19 protein-coding genes are annotated in these 21104 nt (G+C 69.5%); 9 read left to right on the top strand and 10 right to left on the bottom strand.

Annotated features, from left to right (window positions below):
• Nucleotides 1-53: 53 nt before the first annotated feature.
• Genes J2X21_RS12025 through J2X21_RS12015 form a run of 3 tightly spaced genes read left to right on the top strand, consistent with a single transcriptional unit; the run spans nucleotide 54 to nucleotide 1564 of the window.
• A complete protein-coding gene (locus tag J2X21_RS12025; RefSeq protein WP_405048806.1) occupies nucleotides 54-497 on the top strand; it encodes a copper chaperone PCu(A)C in 444 nt (147 codons plus the stop codon).
• A gap of 4 nt (nucleotides 498-501) precedes the next feature.
• On the top strand, nucleotides 502-891 hold the full coding sequence (locus J2X21_RS12020) for a DUF1801 domain-containing protein (protein ID WP_310328749.1): 390 nt from the start codon (nucleotides 502-504) through the stop codon (nucleotides 889-891).
• Nucleotides 892-949: 58 nt separating this feature from the next.
• Entirely contained in the window at nucleotides 950-1564 is a 615-nt protein-coding gene (locus tag J2X21_RS12015; protein WP_310328748.1) for an EF-hand domain-containing protein, read from the top strand.
• 18 nt (nucleotides 1565-1582) lie between these two features.
• Here J2X21_RS12015 and J2X21_RS12010 read toward each other — a convergent pair whose 3' ends face one another.
• From J2X21_RS12010 to J2X21_RS11965, 10 genes are all read right to left on the bottom strand, one after another.
• Complete coding sequence (locus tag J2X21_RS12010) at nucleotides 1583-2479, bottom strand: alpha/beta fold hydrolase (protein WP_310328747.1); 897 nt, start codon at nucleotides 2477-2479, stop codon at nucleotides 1583-1585.
• Nucleotides 2480-2489: 10 nt separating this feature from the next.
• The gene (locus tag J2X21_RS12005; protein ID WP_310328745.1) at nucleotides 2490-3092 is read right to left on the bottom strand and encodes an ATP-dependent Clp protease proteolytic subunit; all 603 of its coding nucleotides are present in this window, start codon (nucleotides 3090-3092) and stop codon (nucleotides 2490-2492) included.
• Nucleotides 3093-3137: 45 nt separating this feature from the next.
• Nucleotides 3138-3905 carry a DUF4184 family protein gene (locus J2X21_RS12000; RefSeq protein ID WP_310328744.1) on the bottom strand — a complete coding sequence of 256 codons (768 nt, stop codon included), beginning with the start codon at nucleotides 3903-3905 and terminating at the stop codon, nucleotides 3138-3140.
• Nucleotides 3906-3923: 18 nt separating this feature from the next.
• On the bottom strand, nucleotides 3924-4739 hold the full coding sequence (locus J2X21_RS11995; RefSeq protein WP_310328743.1) for an esterase/lipase family protein: 816 nt from the start codon (nucleotides 4737-4739) through the stop codon (nucleotides 3924-3926).
• Between the two features lie 108 nt (nucleotides 4740-4847).
• Nucleotides 4848-5369 (bottom strand): hypothetical protein, encoded by a 522-nt coding sequence (locus tag J2X21_RS11990; RefSeq protein WP_310328742.1) that lies wholly within the window; start codon nucleotides 5367-5369, stop codon nucleotides 4848-4850.
• Complete coding sequence (locus J2X21_RS11985) at nucleotides 5327-5974, bottom strand: hypothetical protein (protein ID WP_310328741.1); 648 nt, start codon at nucleotides 5972-5974, stop codon at nucleotides 5327-5329. Before J2X21_RS11985 ends, J2X21_RS11990 begins: the two co-directional genes overlap by 43 nt.
• Nucleotides 5971-7581, bottom strand: coding sequence for a wax ester/triacylglycerol synthase family O-acyltransferase (locus J2X21_RS11980; RefSeq protein WP_310328739.1), 1611 nt, complete (start codon nucleotides 7579-7581; stop codon nucleotides 5971-5973). Before J2X21_RS11980 ends, J2X21_RS11985 begins: the two co-directional genes overlap by 4 nt.
• A 233-nt stretch (nucleotides 7582-7814) precedes the next feature.
• Complete coding sequence (locus tag J2X21_RS11975; protein ID WP_310328738.1) at nucleotides 7815-8144, bottom strand: PspC domain-containing protein; 330 nt, start codon at nucleotides 8142-8144, stop codon at nucleotides 7815-7817.
• Between the two features lie 107 nt (nucleotides 8145-8251).
• Nucleotides 8252-10051, bottom strand: coding sequence for an ABC transporter substrate-binding protein (locus J2X21_RS11970; RefSeq protein ID WP_310328737.1), 1800 nt, complete (start codon nucleotides 10049-10051; stop codon nucleotides 8252-8254).
• Nucleotides 10052-10058: 7 nt separating this feature from the next.
• Entirely contained in the window at nucleotides 10059-11861 is a 1803-nt protein-coding gene (locus J2X21_RS11965) for an ABC transporter substrate-binding protein (RefSeq protein ID WP_310328736.1), read from the bottom strand.
• Nucleotides 11862-12043: 182 nt separating this feature from the next.
• Here J2X21_RS11965 and J2X21_RS11960 point away from each other — a divergent pair, with 182 nt between their 5' ends.
• From J2X21_RS11960 to J2X21_RS11935, 6 genes are all read left to right on the top strand, one after another.
• Nucleotides 12044-12982, top strand: coding sequence for an ABC transporter permease (locus tag J2X21_RS11960; protein ID WP_310328735.1), 939 nt, complete (start codon nucleotides 12044-12046; stop codon nucleotides 12980-12982).
• Nucleotides 12979-14007, top strand: a complete 1029-nt coding sequence (locus tag J2X21_RS11955) for an ABC transporter permease (protein ID WP_310328734.1) — start codon at nucleotides 12979-12981, stop codon at nucleotides 14005-14007. The genes J2X21_RS11960 and J2X21_RS11955 overlap by 4 nt, the downstream gene beginning before the upstream one ends.
• The gene (locus tag J2X21_RS11950) at nucleotides 14007-15689 is read left to right on the top strand and encodes an ABC transporter ATP-binding protein (protein WP_310328732.1); all 1683 of its coding nucleotides are present in this window, start codon (nucleotides 14007-14009) and stop codon (nucleotides 15687-15689) included. Before J2X21_RS11955 ends, J2X21_RS11950 begins: the two co-directional genes overlap by 1 nt.
• Nucleotides 15690-15809: 120 nt before the next feature.
• Nucleotides 15810-17930, top strand: a complete 2121-nt coding sequence (locus J2X21_RS11945; RefSeq protein WP_310328731.1) for a GGDEF domain-containing protein — start codon at nucleotides 15810-15812, stop codon at nucleotides 17928-17930.
• Nucleotides 17927-19939 carry a GGDEF domain-containing protein gene (locus J2X21_RS11940; protein WP_310328730.1) on the top strand — a complete coding sequence of 671 codons (2013 nt, stop codon included), beginning with the start codon at nucleotides 17927-17929 and terminating at the stop codon, nucleotides 19937-19939. The genes J2X21_RS11945 and J2X21_RS11940 overlap by 4 nt, the downstream gene beginning before the upstream one ends.
• Nucleotides 19940-20075: 136 nt before the next feature.
• Complete coding sequence (locus tag J2X21_RS11935) at nucleotides 20076-21065, top strand: Bug family tripartite tricarboxylate transporter substrate binding protein (RefSeq protein WP_310328728.1); 990 nt, start codon at nucleotides 20076-20078, stop codon at nucleotides 21063-21065.
• Nucleotides 21066-21104: the final 39 nt, after the last annotated feature.

The following is a 21104-nucleotide window of genomic DNA, read 5'->3' as shown; positions in this document are numbered from 1 at the left end:
CCGTCAACCTCTTCCGCACCCGTGAGGCTGCATTGAGGTAAGTTTGCGACTGAATGAACTCCCACAACAGTCCCGCCATGCGCCATCTGCTGATCGCTACCGCTCTCTCCGCCGGCTTCGCCGCTCACGCCCAGGTCAAGGTCGACGACCCCTGGGTGCGCGCCACCGTCGCGCCGCAGAAGGCCACCGGCGCCTTCATGCAGCTGATGTCCGCCAAGGCGGCCAAGGTCGTCGCGGCCAGCTCGCCGGTGGCGGACATGGTCGAGATCCACGAGATGAAGATGGATGACGGCGTCATGAAGATGCGTGCCGTCGACGCGCTGGCGCTGCCGGCCGGCCAAGCCGTGGCGCTGAAGCCGGGCAGCTATCACGTGATGCTGATGGGCCTCAAGGGCCAGATCAAGGCCGGCGACACCGTGCCGCTGACGCTGACCGTGGAGGGCGAGGACAAGCAGCGCAGCACGGTCGAGATCAAGGCGCAGGCACGAGTGAAGTGAACTGATGTATCGCGTTGACGCCAGCACTCCCGACGGCTACGTGGCCGTGCTGGACGGCTGGCGCCAGGCCGGCGTGGCGGCGCTGCGCGACGTGGTCCGCGAGGCCGCGCCGGGCCTGGAGGAGCGGCTGAAGTGGGGCCATCTTGTCTATTTCGGTGGCGGCCCGGTGCTGCTGATCCGCGCCGAGGAAAGCCGGCTGCTGTTCGGCTTCTGGCGCGGCAAGCGGCTGCTGCACCTTGAGCCTCGCATGACTGGTGGCGGCAAGTACGAGTTGCGCACGCTGGAGCTGCGCGAGCACACCCCCTTGGAGCGCCCAGCCGCGCTGGCGCTGGTCGCCGCGGCGGTGCGCTTGAATATGGAGCTGGGTGACCCCACCCGGCCGGGCCGAATGTAAAGCTGCTTCAGACGCTGCAGGTGCTGCCGAAAACGCCGATAACACCTGGGAGTCACACATGGCCATCACCGTCAACAGCAACAACACAACTTCCGCTGCGGCGGCCGGTACCGCGTTGCGCCAGGCTGAGCGGCCGGACTCCGAACGGGCGTTCGAAGCGCTGGACAGCGACGGCAAGGGCTACCTGACGGTGCAGGATCTGCAGGCCGTGGTCGTCAGGATCTCCAGCGCGGGCGCGCAGCGAGCCGAGGCGGACGACGCCCCCGCGGCGCCCAGCGCCGAAGAGACACTGGCCCGTCTGGACGGCGATGGCAAAGGCCAGGTGACGCGGCAGGAGTTTGAAGCGGCCGAGCCCCGGCCGGCGCCGGCCCAGGACGCCACCCGCGCGGGTGGTGCGTCGACCGCGGCCCCGCAGGCCGCGCCCTCGGGCGGGGGCGCAGCGGGCGCGCCGTCTGCCACGAGCGCCAGCAGCATCAACCAGACCTATGAGCCAGCTGACACGGACGAAGATGGCCAGGTGTCGGCCCGGGAGCAGCAGGCCTATGACGCCAGGCTGGCCGCCGAAAAGGCGGCGGCGCAGACCGCCGGCAGCAGCCGCAACGTGGAGGCCGATGCGGCCGTCAAGGCCTACGCGGCGATCGAGCAGCTAAGCCGGGGGCCGGCGGCCTCCTGATCGGGCGCTACGGGCAGTTCAGGCGCGGTCGGCGACGCGGGCGATGCCTGCCGCCAACTGCGGCCACAGCGGCTCGGGCAGGTCGTGACCCCAGCCGGGGATGATGTCCAGTTGTGAATCCGGGATGCGCCGCGCCAGATCGTGCGCGGCGGCGACGGGGATCAGCGCGTCGTGCTGGCCATGGATGACCAGCGTGGGCGCCGAGATGCGCGGCAGGCGGTCCGCGCGGCGGTCGTCGGCCGCGATGGCCACCAGCTGGCGCGCCACGGCCTGGGGCCGGAACGAGCGCCGTACGCCCACCGCGATGCGTTCGCGCAGCTGGCGCGGCTCCGGCGGGTAGCCGGGGCTGCCGATGACGCCGTACAGACTCACATAGTGGTCCAGGATGTTCTCGAGCTTCTGCTCGGGCGTGCTGGCCCGGCGTGGGCGCGACAGCAGCGCGCGTCGCACCTTCAGGCTCTCGGACGGCAGGCCGCGGTCACCGCTGGTGGTCATCATCAGCGTCAGGCTCTTCACGCGCGACGCGTGCGCAAAGCCCAGGTGCTGCGCCACCATGCCGCCCATGGACGCGCCGCACACATGGGCCTGGGCAATGCCCAGCGCGTCCAGCACGCCCACGGCGTCGCGGGCGAGGTCGGCGATCTGATAGGGCGCCTTCACCGGCAGCCGCAGCGTGTGCAGCAGCGCCGCCAGCGGGATGTTGGGCAGGCCCAGCTCGTCGAAGGGCTGGGACAGGCCCACGTCGCGGTTGTCGAAGCGGATGACGCGAAAGCCCTGGGCCACCAGCTCGTCCACCAGCCCGTCGGGCCAGGCGACGAGCTGCATGCCCAGGCCCATGATCATCAGCAGCGGCTCGCCGCTGTCCGGGCCATGCACCTCGACCTCAAGGCGCACGCCGTTGCAGGAGAGCTGCATGCCCGCTGGGTCAGCCCAGATCGACCTGGCGCTCGATGACGCGGGACACCAGGCCGTAGGCGATGGCCTCGTCGGTGCCCATCCAGAAGTCGCGCTCGATGTCGATGCGCACGCGCTCCAGCGGCTGGCCGGTCTCGCGGGCGATGACGGCGGCGATGCGCTCGCGGGTGCGGATGATTTCCTTGGCCTGGATCGCGATGTCGCTGGCCTGGCCGCCGGCGCCGCCGGCCGGCTGGTGGATCATGAAGCGTGTGTTGGGCAGCGCGACGCGGCGCTCCTTGGGCACGGACAGATAAATGTGCGTGCCGGCGCTGGCGACCCAGCCCGTGCCGACCACCGTGACCGGCGCGCGCACGAAGCGGATCATGTCGTGGATGGCGTCGCCGCTCTCCACATGGCCGCCGGGCGACGAGATCAGCAGCGTGATGGGCGCGTCCGACTCCTGGCTCAGCGCCAGCAGGCGGCGGCAGGTGGCGTGGGCCATCTTGTCGTCGATCTCGCCAAAGATCATCACGAAGCGGCCCTTGAAGAGCAACTGCTCTTCCATCTTCTCGGGGGCGTCTTTCTTGGCGGCCTTGTCTTTTTCGTCGGCGGCGAGGGTGGAATAGTGCATGGTCAGGATCCGGGTTGAGGGCGATACCTTACCGCGAGAAGCGGGTCACGCGTCGTCGCCCCTGCTTTGCCACCACGCCAGGCTGCCGATGACGATGAACAGCAGGAAGCCCGTTGTGCTGGCGATGACGGTGCGCACGATGAGATGCGAGAGCGCGCCGGGCTGGCCGGCAGGTGTCAGCGCCCAGGCCAGGCTGGCGCCGATGACGGTGGCGCCGACCAGGCCAGCGAGCAGCAGGCGCACCCGTTGCCCGTCGCGGGCGGGGTCAGGAACCTTGGTCTGCAGGTGCAGGCAGCGCCGGTAGGCCAGTGCCAGCGCTACCAGACCGACGAGGGTGCTCAGGTGTTGCAGCAGGTTGAAGACGCGGAACTGCCGGCCTACCGCATCGAACAGCGGTTCGTTCAGGCCGGGTACGAGCAGGACGCCCCAGCGGCCCGCGTGCGTGAAGGCATCCCAGACCACATGCGTGACGGCGCCCAGCAGCAGGGACGCCACGGCCACCACCAGCCATGGCGCTGCATGCTGGGCGGGCTGAAGCCCGGCGCGGACCAGTTGGCGGTGTGGTGCCGGCAGCAGCACCGTCAGCGGCCGGTGCCAGCGCTGCAACAGTGCGAGCAGCAGAAGCCCCAAAGGCAGGCAGACGGTGACGATGCCGAGCGGCGAATGGCAGAAGCGCGCCCAATCGAACATCGCCACGTGATAGCCCAGGTCCGGGCTGATGGCCCCGAGGATCAGCGCCGGCAGAGACAGCCAGCGCGGGCACAGCGAACGCAGCGGCAGGACGGCCGCGGGGTGGGCGAAGGTCCAGGGCACCGGGCCGTCTCGCTGGGGTCAGGTCTTGTAGAACCACCGCCGCGCGCCCTTGGGCTCGAACGGCTTCCAATCCCCTTCAGGCTGCGCCAGGCGGTCCGCCAGCGCGTACAGCGCGATGGGGTTCACGCCCAGGCCGATGTGGCTGGCCTGCACCTCGATGTTCTCGGCCAGCGGCGACGGCTCGTTGACGCTGCAGCGCCAGGCGACGACGCCGTCGCTCTTGGAGTAGATGGACGTCGTCGGCACCGGCGGCGCCTGGCGGATCTGGGCCAGCAACTCGTGATCGTCCGCCACGGTCTGGCCGCTGACCAGCTCGAAGAAGCGCCAGGCATTGGTGGCGCGCGGGTGGCCGGTGAACGGCGTGCCCAGCGTGACGACGCAGCGCACCAGCTCCGGCCTCATCTTGGCCAGCTCGCGTGCGTAGATGCCGCCCAGGCTCCAGCCCAGCAGGCTGACCTTGCGGCCGCCGTGGCGGCGGTGCAGGTCGACGAGGTCGGCTTCGATCTTCTCCAGCACGCCCGCACGCGGCCCGAAGTTGAAGCCCTGGCCCCAGGGCTGGGTGGAGTAGCCCAGCGAATCCAGCAGCGCGCGAAGTGGTGCCGTGGTCAGGTCGTTGGCGCCCAGGCCGGGGAACACGAGCACCGGGTGGCCGTCGCCCTTGGGCAGCTTCTTCATCCACGGCAGCGCGGCCAGCAGCGCCGCGTACTCCCAGGGCGCGCGGCCCTCCAGCATCAGCAGCCAGGCATTGGGGGCTCGCAGGTCGGCCCAGTCGTGCGATGAGGGTGTGGGCGTCGTGGAGCGGCGTGGGGTGCGCGGCGAGCGGGAGGCGGGCATGCGAGGAGCAGAAGCGGGCAAGGCCTCTGCATTGTCGGGTGGCGTCGGGTTGCCCTCAGGGCGTGCTTGCCCTGGGCCGGGGTGTCGCTTTGGCGACGCCGTCTCGCGTCAGCGCTTGGAGTTGCGCCAGAGGTCGCGCAAGTCGCGCAACCATTGGTGCTGCGTGCCGACGGTGTAGCGCTGCGGATCGCGCGCGGCCTGGCGGCTGCGCCAGTAAAGCCACAGTGCCGCAACGACGTACAGCGTCGGCATCCACAGTCCGCGATGTCGGTTGGCGCTTTCGGACAACACGATGACAAGCTGCAACAGGGCGACCAGGAAGACGATGTTGGCGCCCTGGTAGTCGTCGCGTAGCAATCCTTCGCAATGCGGGCATTGCAGCCGAAACGTCGTGGGTCGCCACCATGGCACCTTTGGCGGCCACAGCACCTGCGCTGCCGCGGCGAAGCGCTGTTGGCAATGCGGGCAGCTGTACTTGGCCGGCGGGCTGGGTGGTACGGCCGTCAGCTCCGCTTCGCAAGTGGCGCAGACGGCATCGAGTGAGGGCAGGGCTGCACCACAGCCTTGGCAATGAATTGGTTCCTGCGTCACTGGTTGGCCCCATCCTTTGATGCCGGCTGGGCCGGGCATTTGGCCGCCTTGGGCGACGCTGCACTGCGCGGGTCGAAGGACTGGCTCAGGTCGTAGGTCGCCTGGGCGACCAAGAATGCAGCTGGCAAGACGATCAAACCCATCAAGCCCTGCAGCTCGGCGCGCCAGCCGGACACCGCAATGGTGTCGTGCATCGGCCTGGAGTGCAGCGGCGGCGCATAGCCGCCGCGAAGTATCTGGATGGACTGCCAGACCAGCGGGGCGATGCCGAGAAAAAGCACGACAGGCAGACCTGGAAACATCAGGAGCAGCAGCAGGCGCAAGGTTTCCGCCGCACCCAAATGCCCACACAACCAAGCGAGCGTGTCGTGCGGCTTGATGAGCTCGATACCGTAGACGAGACCAAGGCCCACGAGGGCGAATAGAGCCAGCTTCCAACGCGCAATGGGGCGACGCCCTCTGAGGATGACGGCGCGGGCACTGGCCGGGTAGCGGGCAAGTCGCTCTTCGATAGGGAGCGGTCCCAGCTTGAGCTGCCCGCGCGCAACGCCCACCAGCAAGGCGAGGGCTACGACCAGCAGCGACCCCAGGCCGACCCAGTCCCAGACATCCATTTCCGCGAAGACCATGCCCGCGAAGGTCATTCCGCTTTCGGCGTCCGGCGCAGAACTGGATCGGCACGCTTTTTCATTGCCGCCTTCTTGGCGGGTGTCTTCTTCGCCGGCGCGCGTTTCTTCACCACCGGCGCCGGCTCAGGGGTCTCTTCCACCACCGCCAACGCCTGGAACTCCATGAACGCCGTCTCCACATAGGCCGCCAGCTCGGCCGTCTCCGGCACCGCCTCGCCGCAGGCGATCAGGCCGATGTCCAGCGACTGGTTGTAGGTCTGCACCGTGACGTTCAGCGCGAGGCCGTGCACGGCGATGGAGGTGGGGTAGTTGGTCAGCATCTGCGCGCCGGCGAGGTACAGCGGCAGCTGCGGACCCGGCACGTTGGAGATGACGACGTTGGCGATGACGGGCAGCTTCTCGGCCACCCTGGCGCGGCCGTACAGCATGGCGCCGGCCTGCATCAGCCAGGGGATGCCCAGGCTCGGGAAGTCGGTGGGCATCAGGCTCTTGAGCTGGCCCATCTGTGCCTTCATCGCGCGGCTGGAGGCCATCACGTGCGCCAGCCGCGCGGCGGGGTCGGCCAGGTGGGTGCCCAGGCTCATCAGGCTCATCGTGGCCTGGTTGTTGGACGTGGTGTCGCCGGCCGCGCGCGTGGACACCGGCACGGCGGCGATCAGCGGCTTGCGCGGCAGCGGGCCGTGCTTGGTCAGGAAGCGCCGCAGCGCGCCGCCGATGACGAACAGCACCGCGTCGTTGAGGCTGGCGTGGTGGCGACGGCGCGTGCGGTTCAGTTCGGCCAGCGGCAGCGTGACGCCAGCGAAGGAACGCGTGTCGGACAGGCTGACGTTGAAGCGCGTGCGCGGTGCCGGGCCCAGTTGCGACAGACCGGTCTTGCCGCGCACGACGGCGGTGGTCTGGCTCGCCACGCCGGCGAGCAGGCCGCGCAGCTTGTCCAGCGTCGCGCCGGCCGCGGCGCCGCCGACGTAGCTGGCCGCCATCTGGCCCAGCACGCCGGCCGCGCCGGGCAGGTTGCGGGCGAGCTTGAGGGTTTGACTCAGCTGCTGGCTGACGGCCGTGCGCAGCAGTCCCAGCTTGCCGGGGGCGCTGCGCCGCTTGCCACGTGCCGGCGTGGTCGTCGTGCTGCGCGGCTCGGGTGCGGTGTCGAGGATGACCTGCGCCAGCGCGACGGCGGCCTGGCCATCCACGGCGGCATGGTGCAGCTGCGTGTACAGCGCCACGCGCACCTGGCCCTCGGGGCCGGGCGCGAGGCCGGTGAAGACATGGAACTTCCACAGCGGACGGGCTCGGTCGAGCAGCTGCGGGTGCAGTTCGCCGACCAGCGCCTCCAGCTCGGCCATGCCGCTGTCTTCGGGGAGTGCTATCTCGACGATGTGCTCGTCGAGGTCGGGTTCGGCGTCCACCCAGCCCGGGTTGGACAGGCCCAGCGGCATGCTCAGCAGCTGGCGGCGTAGCGCGGGCAGCTGCGGCAGGCGGGAGCGCATGTGCTCGCGCAGGTCTTCGGCATAGTCGCCGTCGTAGTCGGCTGGCAGTTCCAGCAGGTGCAGCGCGCCCACATGCATGGGCATCTGCGGCGTCTCCAGATACAGGAAGCTGGCGTCGAGTCCCGCAAGTTGTTCCATCCGCTGTCTCCGGCGTTATCGGCCCAGCATACCGACGTTCCCAGCGGAGGCCCTACAGGGCCGACCCCTCCAGCGGCCGCCGCGGAACCGGCTTTGCCGGGCCGTCGGCGGGCCTTGCAGGCCGCGCCGGGCCAGTGGCCCGGCCCCTCGCCAGGCACGTTCGATCCACTGGATCGAACGTGTCCGGGCTCGGCCCCCTTGAGGGGGCGGCCGTCAGGCCGTAGGGGGTGGGCTTATTCGTCCGGCACGAAGATCCACAGCAGGATGTACAGCAGGATGCCGCTGCCGAACGCCAGGAACAGCACGACGAAGATCAGCCGCCAGATCCACGAGTCCACGCCGGTGCTGCGGGCGATGCCGCCGCAGACGCCGCCCAGCCAGCGGTCCAGGCGATGGCGGCGCAGGTTGTTGACGGCGTGCACGGCGGGCGCGGGCGGTGCGCCGTAGGTGGCTTGCGTCTGACCGCTGAGCACGCGGGCCTTGGCCTTGGCGAACTCCTCGTCGTTCAGCACGCCGCGGGCATGCAGGTCGGCCAGCTTGTTGAGTTCGTCAGCGTCGTTCATGTGGGACTCCTCTCGGCGTTGTTGATGAAGCGAAGCCTAGCGGTCCTGTGCGTGCAGACCAGCCATGTGCGACAGGCGGTCGTTTCAGTGGGATACGTCCGGTGTTTTCACCGGACAGATTGCTTCGCTGTGTCTATGTCGACGAACTGCCAGAAGTCCTGCGAGAACACCGGCCGGCGGAAGCCGGTCATCCAGGGCTGCTGGATGTCCGTGATGATGCGGTGCGCGTGCACCTTGTAGGCCATGTAGGCGACGGCGATGCGCTTGGCTTCCTTGAACAAGGCCTCGCGCTCGGGGCCATCGGGCATGCCTTGCATGCGGTCGTAGATGGCGTCGAAGCGCGCGTCCTTGAAGCGCGGCAGGTTCTGCGTGCCGCTGGCCGGGCCGTAGTAGCGCTGTAGCGCGCCCTGGCCGTCGGGCTTGTCGGCGGTGGAGCCCACCGGCCACATCTGGTACTTGCCGGACTGCGCGGCCTTCAGGTTCTCGGGCCACTGCTGGATCTTCATCTGCAGCTTGATGCCGACGGCGCGCAGCGCCTTGTCCCACAGCTCGTCGATGGAGCGGCTCAGCGAGTTGGGCTCGGTGTTGCGGGTCAGCACCATGGGGCTGCCGTCGGGCAGGTCGCGCCAGCCGTCGCCGTCTTTGTCGACGTAGCCGTACAGGTCCAGCAGCGCGCGGGCGCGGGCCGGGTCGTAGTCGCTCATCTCGCTCTTGAACTCGGCATCGAAGCCGCTGGCATGCGGCACGAGGGGGCTTTGCGCCGGCACTGCGCGGCCGCGGCGCACCAGCAGGATCTCGCGCTTCACGTCGTAGCTCAGCGAGATCGCGCGGCGCAGCGCGACCTTGTCGGGCGTGTAGCCGCCCACGACCGGGTCTTCCATGTTGAAGCAGGTGAGTGTCATGTCCGGCGCCACCGTGAACACTCCCTGCATGCCGCGCTTGACGAGATTGGGCGCCAGCTTGCCGCCGGGTGCGGCCTGCGTGATGAACTCTTCCGGCACGCGCTCGATGAAGTCGTGCTCGTTGGCCAGGAAGGCCAGCCAGCGCGGCTGGCGCTCGACGATGACGTCGATGACGACGCGGTCCACCATCGGGATGCGCCGGCCTTTCAGCTTCGCGAGGATGGCCTGGCCTTCGGCGTCATCGGCGCCGGGCTGGGCCTCGTAGACGCGCTCGCGGTAGCCGGGGTTGCGCTCCAGCACCATCTGCGAGCTGCGCCGCCAGCCGGTCAGGCGGAACGGGCCAGTGCCGACCGGGTGTTCCATGATCTTGTCGCCGTAGAACTCGACGACCTCGCGCGCCACGGCGCCGAACAGGTCGTTCAGCGCGAACAGCGTCTCGATCAGCCGCGGCCGCGCCTCGCGGGTCTTGACTTGCAGCGTGTAGCGGTCCAGCGCGCGCAGGCCCTCCACCTCGGTGTCGTAGGGAAAGGGCTGCTTGGATTTCAGCACCTGGCTGCGCAGCTCGGCCAGGCCCACGATGCCGGCGCTCTCGAAGCTGACCCAAAACTGCGCGTTGTTGGCCGGGTCGGCGTAGCGCTTCATGCTGTAGACGAAGTCCTGCGCTGTGACCTCGCGCTTCTTGCCCTTGAAGGCCGGGTCGTCGGCGAAGAAGATGCCGGGGCGGACCTTGATCGTGAAGGTCTTGAAGTCGTCGCTGATGGCGGCCGGGCCTTCCGCGATCTGCGGCACGATGCGCGCTGGCCGGGCCAGCGGGTCGTAGCTGTAGAGGGCCTCGAAGATGTGGGCCGTGACGGTGCGCGAGTAGATGTCGGACAGCCGGACCGGGTCGAAGCCGGTCTCGGCGATCAGGAAGGCATAGCGCAGCGTCTTGTCGGACTGCGGGGCCGCACCGGCCGGCAGCGTCAACGTGAGGCAGGCGGCGAGCGTGGCGAGCAGTCGTTTCATCGGGGCTCTACTTTGTTTTGGGCAGTGCGGCGACGTCGATGTCGACGTACTTCCAGTAGTCGCGCACGAAGATGTTGCGGCTGTAGCCCTTGACCCAGGGATGGGCCATGTCGGTCCAGACGCGGTGCACATGGAACTTGTACGGCGCGTAGGCCACCAGCAGGCGCTGGGCTTCCAGCATCAGCGCGGCGCGCTCGGGGCCGTCGGGCAGCAGCTTCTGCTTCTCGTAGAGCCTTTCGAAGGCCGGCAGGTCGAAGCGCGGCTTGTTGGCCTTGCCCTTGGCGGCGCTGGAGCCCAGTGCGAGGAAGGTGTCGCCGTCCGGCGATGTGCCCACCCATCCGACGTTCCACATCTGCAGCTTGCCGACATTGGCGGCCTTCAACTGCTCGGGAAACTTGCCGATCTTGAAGGTCATGTTGATGCCCAGCGCGTCCATGTTCTTCTTCCACTGCTCGGCCAGCTGGCGGCGCTCGCCGTCAGCCAGCGTGGAGTACTCGATGACCAGCGGCTGGCCATCGGGCAGTTCGCGGTAGCCGTCGCCATCCACGTCCTTGTAGCCGTACATGTCCAGCAAGGCCTTGGCCCTGGGCAGGTTGTACTCGCTGTTCTCGGTCTTGAACGTCGGGTCGTAGCCGAAGGCGACGGTGGGCATGGGGCTCTGGCTCTTCAGCGCCTGGCCGCGGCGCACCAGGCGGATCTCCTTGTCCAGGTCCACGGCCAGGTTGATCGCGCGGCGCAGCGCGATCTTCTCGGGCGTGTAGCCGCCCACGACCGGGTCTTCCATGTTGAAGTAGCTGAACGAGATGTCCGAGCGCGGGTAGCGCGTCATCGTGATGCCGCGCTTGACCAGGTTGGGTGCCAGCTTGTTGCCGGGCATCGCGATTGATGCAAAGTCGATGGGCACCTCCTCGATCATCTCGGCCTCGCTGCTGAGGAAGGACAGCCAGCGCGGCTGGCTCTCCTCGATGATGCTGATGACCACGCGGTCCACCATCGGCAGCTTGCGGCCCTGCAGCGCGGCGACCTCGGCCTTGAGCTGGGGGCTGGCGTCGGGCGGCGCCACCTCGGCATAGCGCACGTCGCGGAAGTTCGGGTTCTTCTCGAGCACGATGCGCGAGCTGCGCCGCCACTCGCCCAGGCGCCACGCGTTGGTGCCGACCGGGTGCTCCATGATCTTGTCGCCATAGAACTCGACCACTTCGCGCGCCACGGCACCCAGGAAGCCGGCGTCGCTGAACTGGTAGATGAAGCGCGGGTCGGGCACGCCCAGCTTGAGCTGGAAGGTGTAGCGGTCCAGCGCCTTCAGGCCTTCGACGGGGCGGTCATAGTCGAAAGGTTTCTTGGCCTTCATCAGCTCGGTGCGCAGCTCCGACAAGCCCAGGATCTTCACGTTCTCCAGCAGGTAGAGGTTGCCGCTCTTCCAGCGCGGGTCGTAGTGGCGCTTGACGCTGTAGACGTAGTCCTCGGCGGTCAGTTCGCGCTTCTTGCCCTTGAAGGCCGGGTCGTCGGCGAAATAGATGCCGGGCTTGACCTTCATCGTGATGGTCTTGAAGTCGGCGCTGATCTCCGGCATCTCTATCAGCGTGCTCGGGCGCAGCTTGAACGGGCGGGCGCCGAAGTCGTACTCCAGCGGCGCGTCGAAGATGGCGGCGGCGATGTTCTTGGAGTACAGGTCGGTGATCTGGGCCGGGTCGAAGCCGGTCTCGGCGACCTTGAAGGCCTGGCGCAGCACCTTCTCCTGCGCGTGCGCAGGGGCGGCGGAAAGGGCGCAGGCCAGCAGCAGGCCAGTCAGCAGGGCAGGGAGCTTCATCGCAGCGGTGCAACGTCGGAAAGACGCGAAGTCTAGGGCCGCTGCCCGGACCGCGTTTCACTTGTATAGCCAGGTCCCGGTGAAACCATCAGGCCGGGAGGGCGCCGCGCTCGCATAGACTTCGCCCGTTTCATGATGTAACCCCGCATCGCCGCGGGGTTTGTGGTTTCTGAGGAGCCCCGATGGCGGCCTATCTGATACGGCGCCTGTGGCAAATGATCCCCACCCTGCTGGGGGTCGTGCTGCTGGTGTTTTTCCTGTTCAAGTACTTCGGCAGTGATCCCGCCATCATCCTGGGCGGCCTGAATGCGAGTCCCGAGCAGATCGAGTCCATTCGCGAGCAGCTGGGCCTGAACAAGCCCGTCTGGGAGCAGCTGTGGATCTTCATCCAGCAGATCGTCACCTTCGACTGGGGCAAGAGCTGGGCGACCAACGAGTCGGTGGCCAACCTGTTCGCCACGCGGCTGCCGGCCACGCTGACGGTCACGGTGCCCATCCTCATCCTGGAGGTGCTGCTGGCCATCCCGTTCGCGATGGCCGTGGCCACCGTGCGCGGCAGCCTGACGGACCGCACCGTGATGGTGTGCTCCACGGTGGCCGTGTCCATCTCGCTGCTGGTCTACGTGATCCTGGCGCAGTACTTCTTCGCATTCCGCCTGGGCTGGTTCCCAGTGCAGGGCTGGACCGGCAGCCACTGGACCAACCTGACCACCTATGCGCCGCTGCCCGTGCTGGTGGCCGTGGCCGTCGCGATGGCGCCGCAGATCCGGCTGTACCGCAGCTTCTTCCTCGACGAGATCGGCCATGACTACGTGCGCACCGCGCGCGCCAAGGGCATGACCGAAGGCACGGTGCTGCTGAAGCATGTGCTGCGCAACGCAATGATCCCGATCCTGACCAACGTGGCCGTGCTGCTGCCGGGTGTGCTGGTGGGCTCCTTCCTGCTGGAGGTGTTCTTCTCCATCCCGGGCCTGGGCCGCGAGCTGCTGCTGGCCGTCAACCGCGGCGACTATCCGGTGCTGCAGGCCTTCGCCATCTACCTGGCCGCGCTGACCATGACCGTCAACCTGGTCGTGGACCTGCTCTACAAGCTCGTTGACCCGCGAGTCGTCCTCAAATGAGCGCCGTGACTTCCTCTTCCTCCGGCGGCGTCTGGGCCGCCTCGTGGCGGCGCCTGAAGACCGACCGCGTGGGCGTCGTGTCCATGTGGATCGTCGGCGCCTTCCTCCTCCTCGTGCTGCTGGCCGCCACCGACCTGGTGGCATCCAAGTGGCAGGACGAGATCGGCGTGCCCAACGCACCGCCCACACTGCTGGGCCCGCAGCCGGCCGAGGACACCGGCACGATCGCCGCGCCCAAGGGCCCGAACGTGGACCTGAGCGACATCGACCCGCTGGCGCCGCGCTATGGCGAGTGGGCCGAGCGCGCCGCCAAGTTCAAGACCGACGAGATCGTCCGCGCCGAGACGCTGCCGCTGGGCGGTGACCGCCTGGGCCGCGACGTGCTGGCCAAGGTCGTCAAGGGCGCCGAGATCTCCATCTTCGTGGGCCTGGCCGCGGCCGTCGTCGCGACGCTGATCGGCACGCTGCTGGGCGCGCTGTCGGGCTTCTTCGGCGGCAAGGTGGGCGACTTTCTCGAATGGGTCTACAACGTCTTCACGGCCATCCCCAGCATCCTGCTGATCTTCGCGTTCGCGGCCATCTTCCACCGCGGCGTGGGCTCGGTGGTGCTGATCCTCGCGCTGACCGGCTGGACCGGCATCTACCGCCTGGTCCGCGCGGAGTTCATGAAGCACCGCGTGCGCGAGTACGTGCGCTCGGCCGAGGCCATCGGCGCGAGCCAGTGGTCGCGCATGTTCAAGCACATCCTGCCCAACGTGTCGCACGTGGCGCTGGTGCAGCTGAGCCTGCACGTGGTGAGCTTCATCAAGAGCGAGGTCATCCTGAGCTACCTGGGCCTGGGCGTCAGCGTGGACCAGGTGTCCTGGGGCACGATGCTGGCCGAGGCGCAGAACGAACTGATCCTGGGCCACTGGTGGCAGCTGACTGCCGTGGCGGTGTTCATGGCCGTTTTCGTCACCGCGTTCGCGTTGTTCACCGACGCGCTGCGTGACGCGCTCGACCCCAAGCTGCGTGGTCTGGAGTAATGACGATGCTGCTCAGTATTCAAGACCTCAAGGTTGCCTTCCGCATGGGCAAGGTCGGCGGCGTCATGCAGCGCCAGCTGGCCGTCAAGGGCGTCAGCTTCGACGTGCCGGAGAACAGCACCGTCGCGCTGGTGGGCGAGTCCGGCTCGGGCAAGAGCGTGACCGCCATGTCCATCCTGAACCTGCTGCCCAGCAACGCCGAGCGTGAAGGCCGCATCCTGTTCCAGGGGCGCGACCTGCTGCAGACCGGCCTGAAGGAGTTGCAGGCCATCCGCGGCAAGGACATCGCCTGCGTGTTCCAGGACCCGATGAGTTCGCTGAACCCGGTGTTCAACGTGGCCACGCAGATCTGCGAGCCGCTGATGAAGCACATGGGCATGAGCCGCCGCCAGGCGCTGGCGCGGGCCGAGGAGCTGCTGCACGAGGTGGGCATCCCCGAGCCCAAGCGGCGGCTGAAGGCCTACCCGCACGAGATGTCCGGCGGCCAGCAGCAGCGCGTGATGATCGCGGTCGCGCTGGCCTGCGCGCCCAAGCTGCTGATCGCCGACGAGCCCACGACGGCGCTGGACGTCACCATCCAGCGCCAGGTCATGGAGCTGATGGCCAAGCTCAAGGAATCGCACAAGATGAGCCTGCTGTTCATCTCGCACGACCTGGGCGTGGTGGGCGAGATCTCCGACCACGTCGTCGTCATGCGGCATGGCCAGATCCGCGAGAAGGCGCCCGTCGCGCAGATCTTCAACGACCCGCAGGACGCCTACACCAAGGCGCTGCTGGCCTGCCGCCCATCGCTGACCGAGAACCCGGCGCGGCTGATGGTCATCGACGACCACATCGCCGGCCGCGCCGCGGCCAACGAGGGCAAGGCCAAGGACCCCGACGCGCCCGTCGTGCTGGAGGTGACCGGCCTGCAGAAGAGCTTCTGGCTCAAGGAAGGTCTGTTCGGCAAGCGCGAGTTCAAGGCCGTCAAGGGCGTGAACTTCAAGCTGCGCAAGGGCCACACGCTGGGCGTGGTGGGCGAGTCGGGTTCCGGCAAGACGACGATGGGCCTGACGCTGCTGCGCCTGCATGAGCCCACCGGCGGCCAGGTGCTGTTCGAGGGCAAGGACCTGTTGAAGATGAGCGGCGCCGACTGGCAGCAGATGCGCCGCCGCATCCAGGTCGTGTTCCAGAACCCGTATGCGTCGCTGAACCCGCGCTTCACCATCGCGCAGACGCTGCGCGAGCCCATGGAGATCCACGGCATCGGCACCAGCACGGCCGACCGCGAGGCTCGCGCCGTGGCCCTCTTGAAGAAGGTGGGCCTGGACGAGACGGCCATGGCCAAGTACCCGCACGAGTTCTCCGGCGGCCAGCGCCAGCGCATCGCCATCGCGCGCTGCCTGACGCTGCAGCCCGAGGTGCTGGTGCTGGACGAATCGGTGTCGGCGCTGGACGTGTCGGTACAGGCCCAGGTGCTGAACCTGTTGAAGGACCTGCAGGACGAGTTCGGCCTCAGCTACATCTTCATCAGCCACGACCTGGCCGTCGTCAAGTTCATCTCCGACGAGGTGCTGGTCATGCAGAACGGCGATGTCGTCGAGCAGGCCGCCACGCGCGAGCTGGTGAACGCGCCGCGTGAGGAATACACGCGCCGGCTGTTGGGCGCGGTGCCGCGCGGCTACCAGGGCCAGGCGGGCTGAGGCCCATCGCGGCCCCCGCGTGGAATTTGAACGATCTCGGGTGTGGCAACCGCGACAGGCAGGCGGAACCGCGCTGAAATCCATGGTCCGGGACCACGAATCCCCGCCCCTGCCGCCTCGATGCACCCACCCCTGGCCTCTCGCCCGACGCTGTGCGCCGCGCTGACCGCGCTGGTGCTGCTGGCCGCCTGCTCGCCCGGCGGTGGCGGCGGTGCGCCCGCGTCGCCTGATACGGCGGCGTCGGCGCCCGGCGATTCGGTGCTGGCGCGTGACCTGCAGCGCATCGAGCGCGCGGCGCGCGCCCGGCCCGAGCAGTACGAACGCGAACTGCGCAGCCGCGGTGCCGGCCTGCCGGCAGGCAGCGCCGAGTTGCTGGACATCCTGGCGCTGCGCGGGCAGTTGGCCGCGCTGGCGCGCAACCGCGAGCTGTGCGACCAGATCGCCGCCAGCCTGCGTGCCTGGCCCGCCCCCGACCTTCGTGCCAACGCGGCGGTCGCCGCCGCGTCCGTCAGCGCCGAGTACCTGCGCGCGCACGGCGACCTGCGCGAGGCCCGCAAGCTGGTCACCACCGTCGACGGCGTGCAGCTGAGCAGCGCCGGCGTCGTCTACCGCTGGCGCCACTACCGGCTGCTGGCATCGATCAGCAGCGATGTCGGCGAGCTGGATGCCGCGCTGACCGAGGGCCACCAGGCGCTGCGGCTGGCCGAGCAGACCGGACAGTCCTGGCGCGTGGCGCTGACGCTGGCCGAACTGGCCTTCACGACCTACCGCGCCGACACGCCGGCGCGCGCGCGGCAGATCACGGCCCAGGCACTGGCCGAGGCGCAGAAGGACCCCGACCCGATGACGCTGAACCAGGTCTACACGATGCGCGGCATCGTGCATGCCGACGACAGCGACTCCAGCATCGCGCTGCAGGCCAATTCCGACGCGCTGGAACAGGCCGCGTTGGCTGGTGCCGACTCCGTGCGCGCGCTGGGCCTGGCCAACTTCGCCGACCACCACCTGCGCCAGGCGCGCTACAGCCGCGCGCTGGAACTGGCCGAGCAGGCGCTGCCGCTGGCGCTGGCCACGCGCAACACGGGTGCCGAGAGCGTGGCGCGCTCCAACATCGGCCTGGCCAAGATCGCGCTGGGCCGCGTCGCCGAGGGGCGGCGTGACGTGGAGGCCGCCATTGCGCTGGACGTGAAGCAGGGCGCGGTGGCCTATGCCTCCGACGGCTGGAAGGAACTGGCCACCTACCTGGAGCGTGCCGGCGACCTGGCCGGCGCCGTGACCGCCCAGCGCGAGCACCGGGCCATGATGGACCGCGTACTGCGCGACGAGACCCGCAAGCTGCTGCTGGAGGCCCAGGAGCGCCAGGACGCCGAGCAGCGCGCCCGCGACATCGAGCTGCTGAACCGCGACAACGCGCTGAAGTCCGAGCAGGTTCACCAGCGCAACCTGGCGCTGGCGCTGTGGGCCGCCCTGGGTGGCTGCGTGGCCGTGTCGCTGGGGCTGCTGTGGCAGGCCTTCCGCCGCGTGCGCCGCACCAACGAGGCGCTGGCGCACAGCAACGCGTCGCTGAAGCGCCAGAGCGAGACCGACCCGTTGACCGGACTGGCCAACCGCCGCCACTTCCAGGCGGCGGTGAAAAGCCTGTCCGGGCCCGAGGGGCTGTCGGGCAGCGTCTTCCTCATCGACGTGGACCACTTCAAGCGCATCAACGACAGCTTCGGCCACGCGGCCGGCGACGCCGTGCTGGTGGAGATCGCGCGGCGGCTGCGCGAGGCCGTGCGCGACGACGATCTTGTCGTGCGCTGGGGCGGCGAGGAGTTCCTCATCATCGCCCGCACCCGTGAAGCCCTGTTCGCACCGCAGCTGGCGCAGCGCCTGCTGGACCTGATCGGCAGCCGACCCGTCAGCCACGAGGGCCGCGACATCCCGGTCACCGCGTCCATCGGCTTCGTCAGCCTGCCGCTGCCGCCGCACGGGTTGCGGCTGACCTGGGAGCGCGCCATCGATCTGGTCGACACCGTCATGTATCTCGCCAAGGCGCATGGCCGCAACAAGGCCTACGGCGTGGAACGCCTGCAGGCCAAGGACGCGCTGGCCGCCGCGCAGCTGACGGCCCGGCTGGAGGCCGCCGTGAGCGAGGGCAGCGTGGGCCTGCTGGCCTTGAGTGGGCCGGCTGGCGTCATGCCGCCGTCGGTGAGCGGCTTCTCCACCCTGGAGCCCGGCCCCGGGCCGGCCGCGTCATGAAGGCCGTGCTGCTGAGCGTGGGCCTGCTGGCTGCCGCCGCCGCGACGGCGCAGCCAGCCGCCGCCATCAACGAAGACCGGCTGACCACCATCGTGCGCCGCGCCTTCGATGCGCCGGAGGCCATGCTGGCCGAACTCGACAAGCATCGCCCCACCGAGCCCGCGCGCGAGGCCGCGTGGCAGCTGGCGCGCGGCCGCGTGCTGCTGGCCGGCGGCCAGATCGAGGCGGCCGATGCCGTCGCCGTGAAGCTGACGACGCTGGCAGGCGGCCCCGAGCTGAGCTGGCTGCTGCGCGCGCTGATCCAGGAGCGTTCCGGCAAGTCCGCCGGCGGCCTGGCGCAGCGGGCGCTGCAGGGCCTGCAGGCGCATTGCCCCGAGGGCGACGAGGCGCGTGCGATCCGCGCGGGCAGCTGCGACTTCCGCGCCACCTGGGAGGCCTTGCGCATCGTGCACCGCGAGCAGTACGGCCAGGGCGTGTTCGTCGACGCCGAGGCCGGTTTGCGGCGCGCCACCGCACTGGCGAAGGCCGGCGGCGACCGCCACCTGGTGGCGCTGAGCCAGGGCATGCTGGCGGTGACGCTGCAGGCGCAGGACCAGGTTGACGCGGCCCGTGCCGAGATCCGCGCCGCGCTGGCCGAGGCCGAGGGCGATGCGGCCGCCGCCGCGCGGGTGCACATCTTCGAGGCCGCCGTGGAACGCCGCTCGCGCAACCCGGCCGGCGCGCGCACCGCACAGGAGGCCGCGCTGGCGCTGGCCGAGCAGGCCGAGTTGCCGCACCTGGCCGCGCAGGCACGCTCCAATCTGGTCGATGCCTACATGCACCAGGGGCTGCTGAAGGAGGCGCTGGCCGCCGGCCAGCAGGCGCTGCCGGTGCTGCAGCGCTTTCGCGACCGCCTTTACCTGCGCGGGCTGCACCACAACCTCGCGGTGGCCCACATCAAGCTGCGCCAGTTCGACGCCGCGCGCCAGGACCTGGCCCGCGCGGCCGCGGTGGGCTCCGACCCCAACGACCTCGTGTCGCGCGCCCGCGAGCTGCGCGAGCTGGGCGACACCTGGGCCGAGGCTGGCCAGTACAAGGAAGCGCTGGCGGCCTATCACGATGAACGCGAGCTGAACGCGCGCAGCAACGAGCGCAATCGCGCCGCCGCGCTGGAGGAACTGCGCCGCAAATACGACAGCGCCGCCAAGCAGCGCGACCTGGACCTGCTGGCCCGCGACGGCCAGCTGAAGGACCAGCAGCTGGAGAACCGCCGGCTGGCCCAGCAGGTCGGCGTGGCCGTGGGCGCGCTGCTGCTGCTGTCCATCACGCTGATTGGCGTCACGCTGTGGCGCATGCGCCGCGCGCAGGCGCGGCTGACGGCCAACCAGCATCTGCTGCGCGCACAGAGCGAGCGCGACCCGCTGACCGACCTGTCCAACCGCCGCCACTTCCTGTCCGTCATGGACGCGCGGGGCCGCGCGGCCGGCGGCGCCGGCTTTCAGGGCGCGCTGATGATGATCGACATCGATCACTTCAAGAACGTCAACGACGAGCACGGCCACGCGGCGGGCGACGCCGTCATCGTGGAAGTGGCGCGCCGCATCCGCGCCGGCGTGCGCGACACCGACCTGGTCGCGCGCTGGGGCGGCGAGGAGTTCCTCGTCTACGCCACCGAACTGGGCGCTGCCGGCCTGGCCCAGACCGCCGAGCGGCTGCTGCGCAGCATCGGCAGCGCGCCCGTTGCGACGCCCGACGGGCCGCTGCGCATCACCGTGTCCATCGGCTTCGCGGCCTTCCCCATCGGCGGCGCCGGCGGCTCGGTGGCGGGCCTGCGGCTGCACTGGGAACAGGCCGTCAACTGGGCCGACATGGTGCTCTACAAGGCGAAGGCCGAGGGCCGCAACCGCGCCGTCGGCATCGCCGCGGTCGATGCGCTGGACCCGGACATGCTCGCCGCCATACTGCAGGACTTCGACGCAGCCTGCCGGCACGGCCAGGTCAGGCTGAGCGTCATCCCCGGACCCATATGAATAGACCCCTCGTCCAAGGCGTACCTTGGCCGGTCCCCCGCGGGGACGGCGATGCTTGCGGCATTGAGCCGCAAGCACATCGCCATGACGGGCCCGCTTGGGAGCAGCCCGGCGCTGGGCCCGGAGAGCTTTGCGCATGAGTTTGATTCGACGCCGCCTGCTGTGCTGGCTGGCGGCCCCCGCCGCCTCCGCTGCACTGGCCCAGCCCACCACCTCCTGGCCCGTGAAGCCGCTGCGCATCGTCGTGCCTTACCCGGCGGGCGGCGCCGCCGATCTGGCCGCCCGGCTGATCGCGCCGGAGTTGCAGCGCAGCCTGACCTTTGTCGTGCACGTCGAGAACCGTCCCGGCGCCGACGGCAACATCGGCGCCGCCGAGGTCGCCAGCTCGGCCGATGGCCACACGCTGCTGATGGGCAGCGTGGGCACGCACGTCATCAACCCGCTGCTGTCGCGCCGCCTGCCCTACGACCCGGTGAAGGACTTCGCGCCGGTGGGCGTGGTCGCCAACGTGCCGCTGGTGCTGGTCATGAACCCGGCCGTCGCGCAGCGCCTGGGCGTGCGCAGCGTGAGCGACCTGGTGCGCGCGGCGACGCTGCAGCCGGGGCGGCTGCTGATCGCGTCGGGTGGCAACGGCACGCCCACGCACCTGTCCGGCGAGCTGTTCAAGCGGCTCACGCGCACCTACATGCTGCACTTTCCGTACCGCAACACGGCGTCGGCGCAGCAGGACGTCATCGCCGGCAACATGGACTTGATGTTCGACGGCCTGCCGGCCGCGCTGCCGCACATCAAGGCGGGCCGGCTGCAGGCGCTGGCCGTGGCCAGCGCGCGGCGCGTGCCCGGCCTGCCGGACCTGCCCACCGTCGAGGAGGCCGGCGGCCCGGTGCTGAAGGGCTTCGAGGCCAGCGCCTGGCTGGGACTGTTCACGCCCAGCAGCCAGCCGCCCGAACAGCTGGCGCGGCTGCAGCGCGACGTCGCTGCCATGCTGGCCGGCCCGCTGCGCGAGCGGCTGGCCGCGCGTGGCCTGTACCCACATGGCGGCGGCAACTTCGCCAGCCTGATCGCGGCGGATACCGACAAGTGGTCCCGGGTGGTCCGCCTGTCGGGCATCAGCGTGGATCCATGAAGCCCCTCGCCCAGTCGTGCCACGCTGAACGCGGGCTCG

It is taken from the genome of Roseateles asaccharophilus, assembly GCF_031458115.1.
Classification (GTDB): Bacteria; Pseudomonadota; Gammaproteobacteria; order Burkholderiales; family Burkholderiaceae_C; genus Pelomonas; species Pelomonas asaccharophilus_A.
This window is presented reverse-complemented; position numbering and strand designations above follow the sequence as displayed.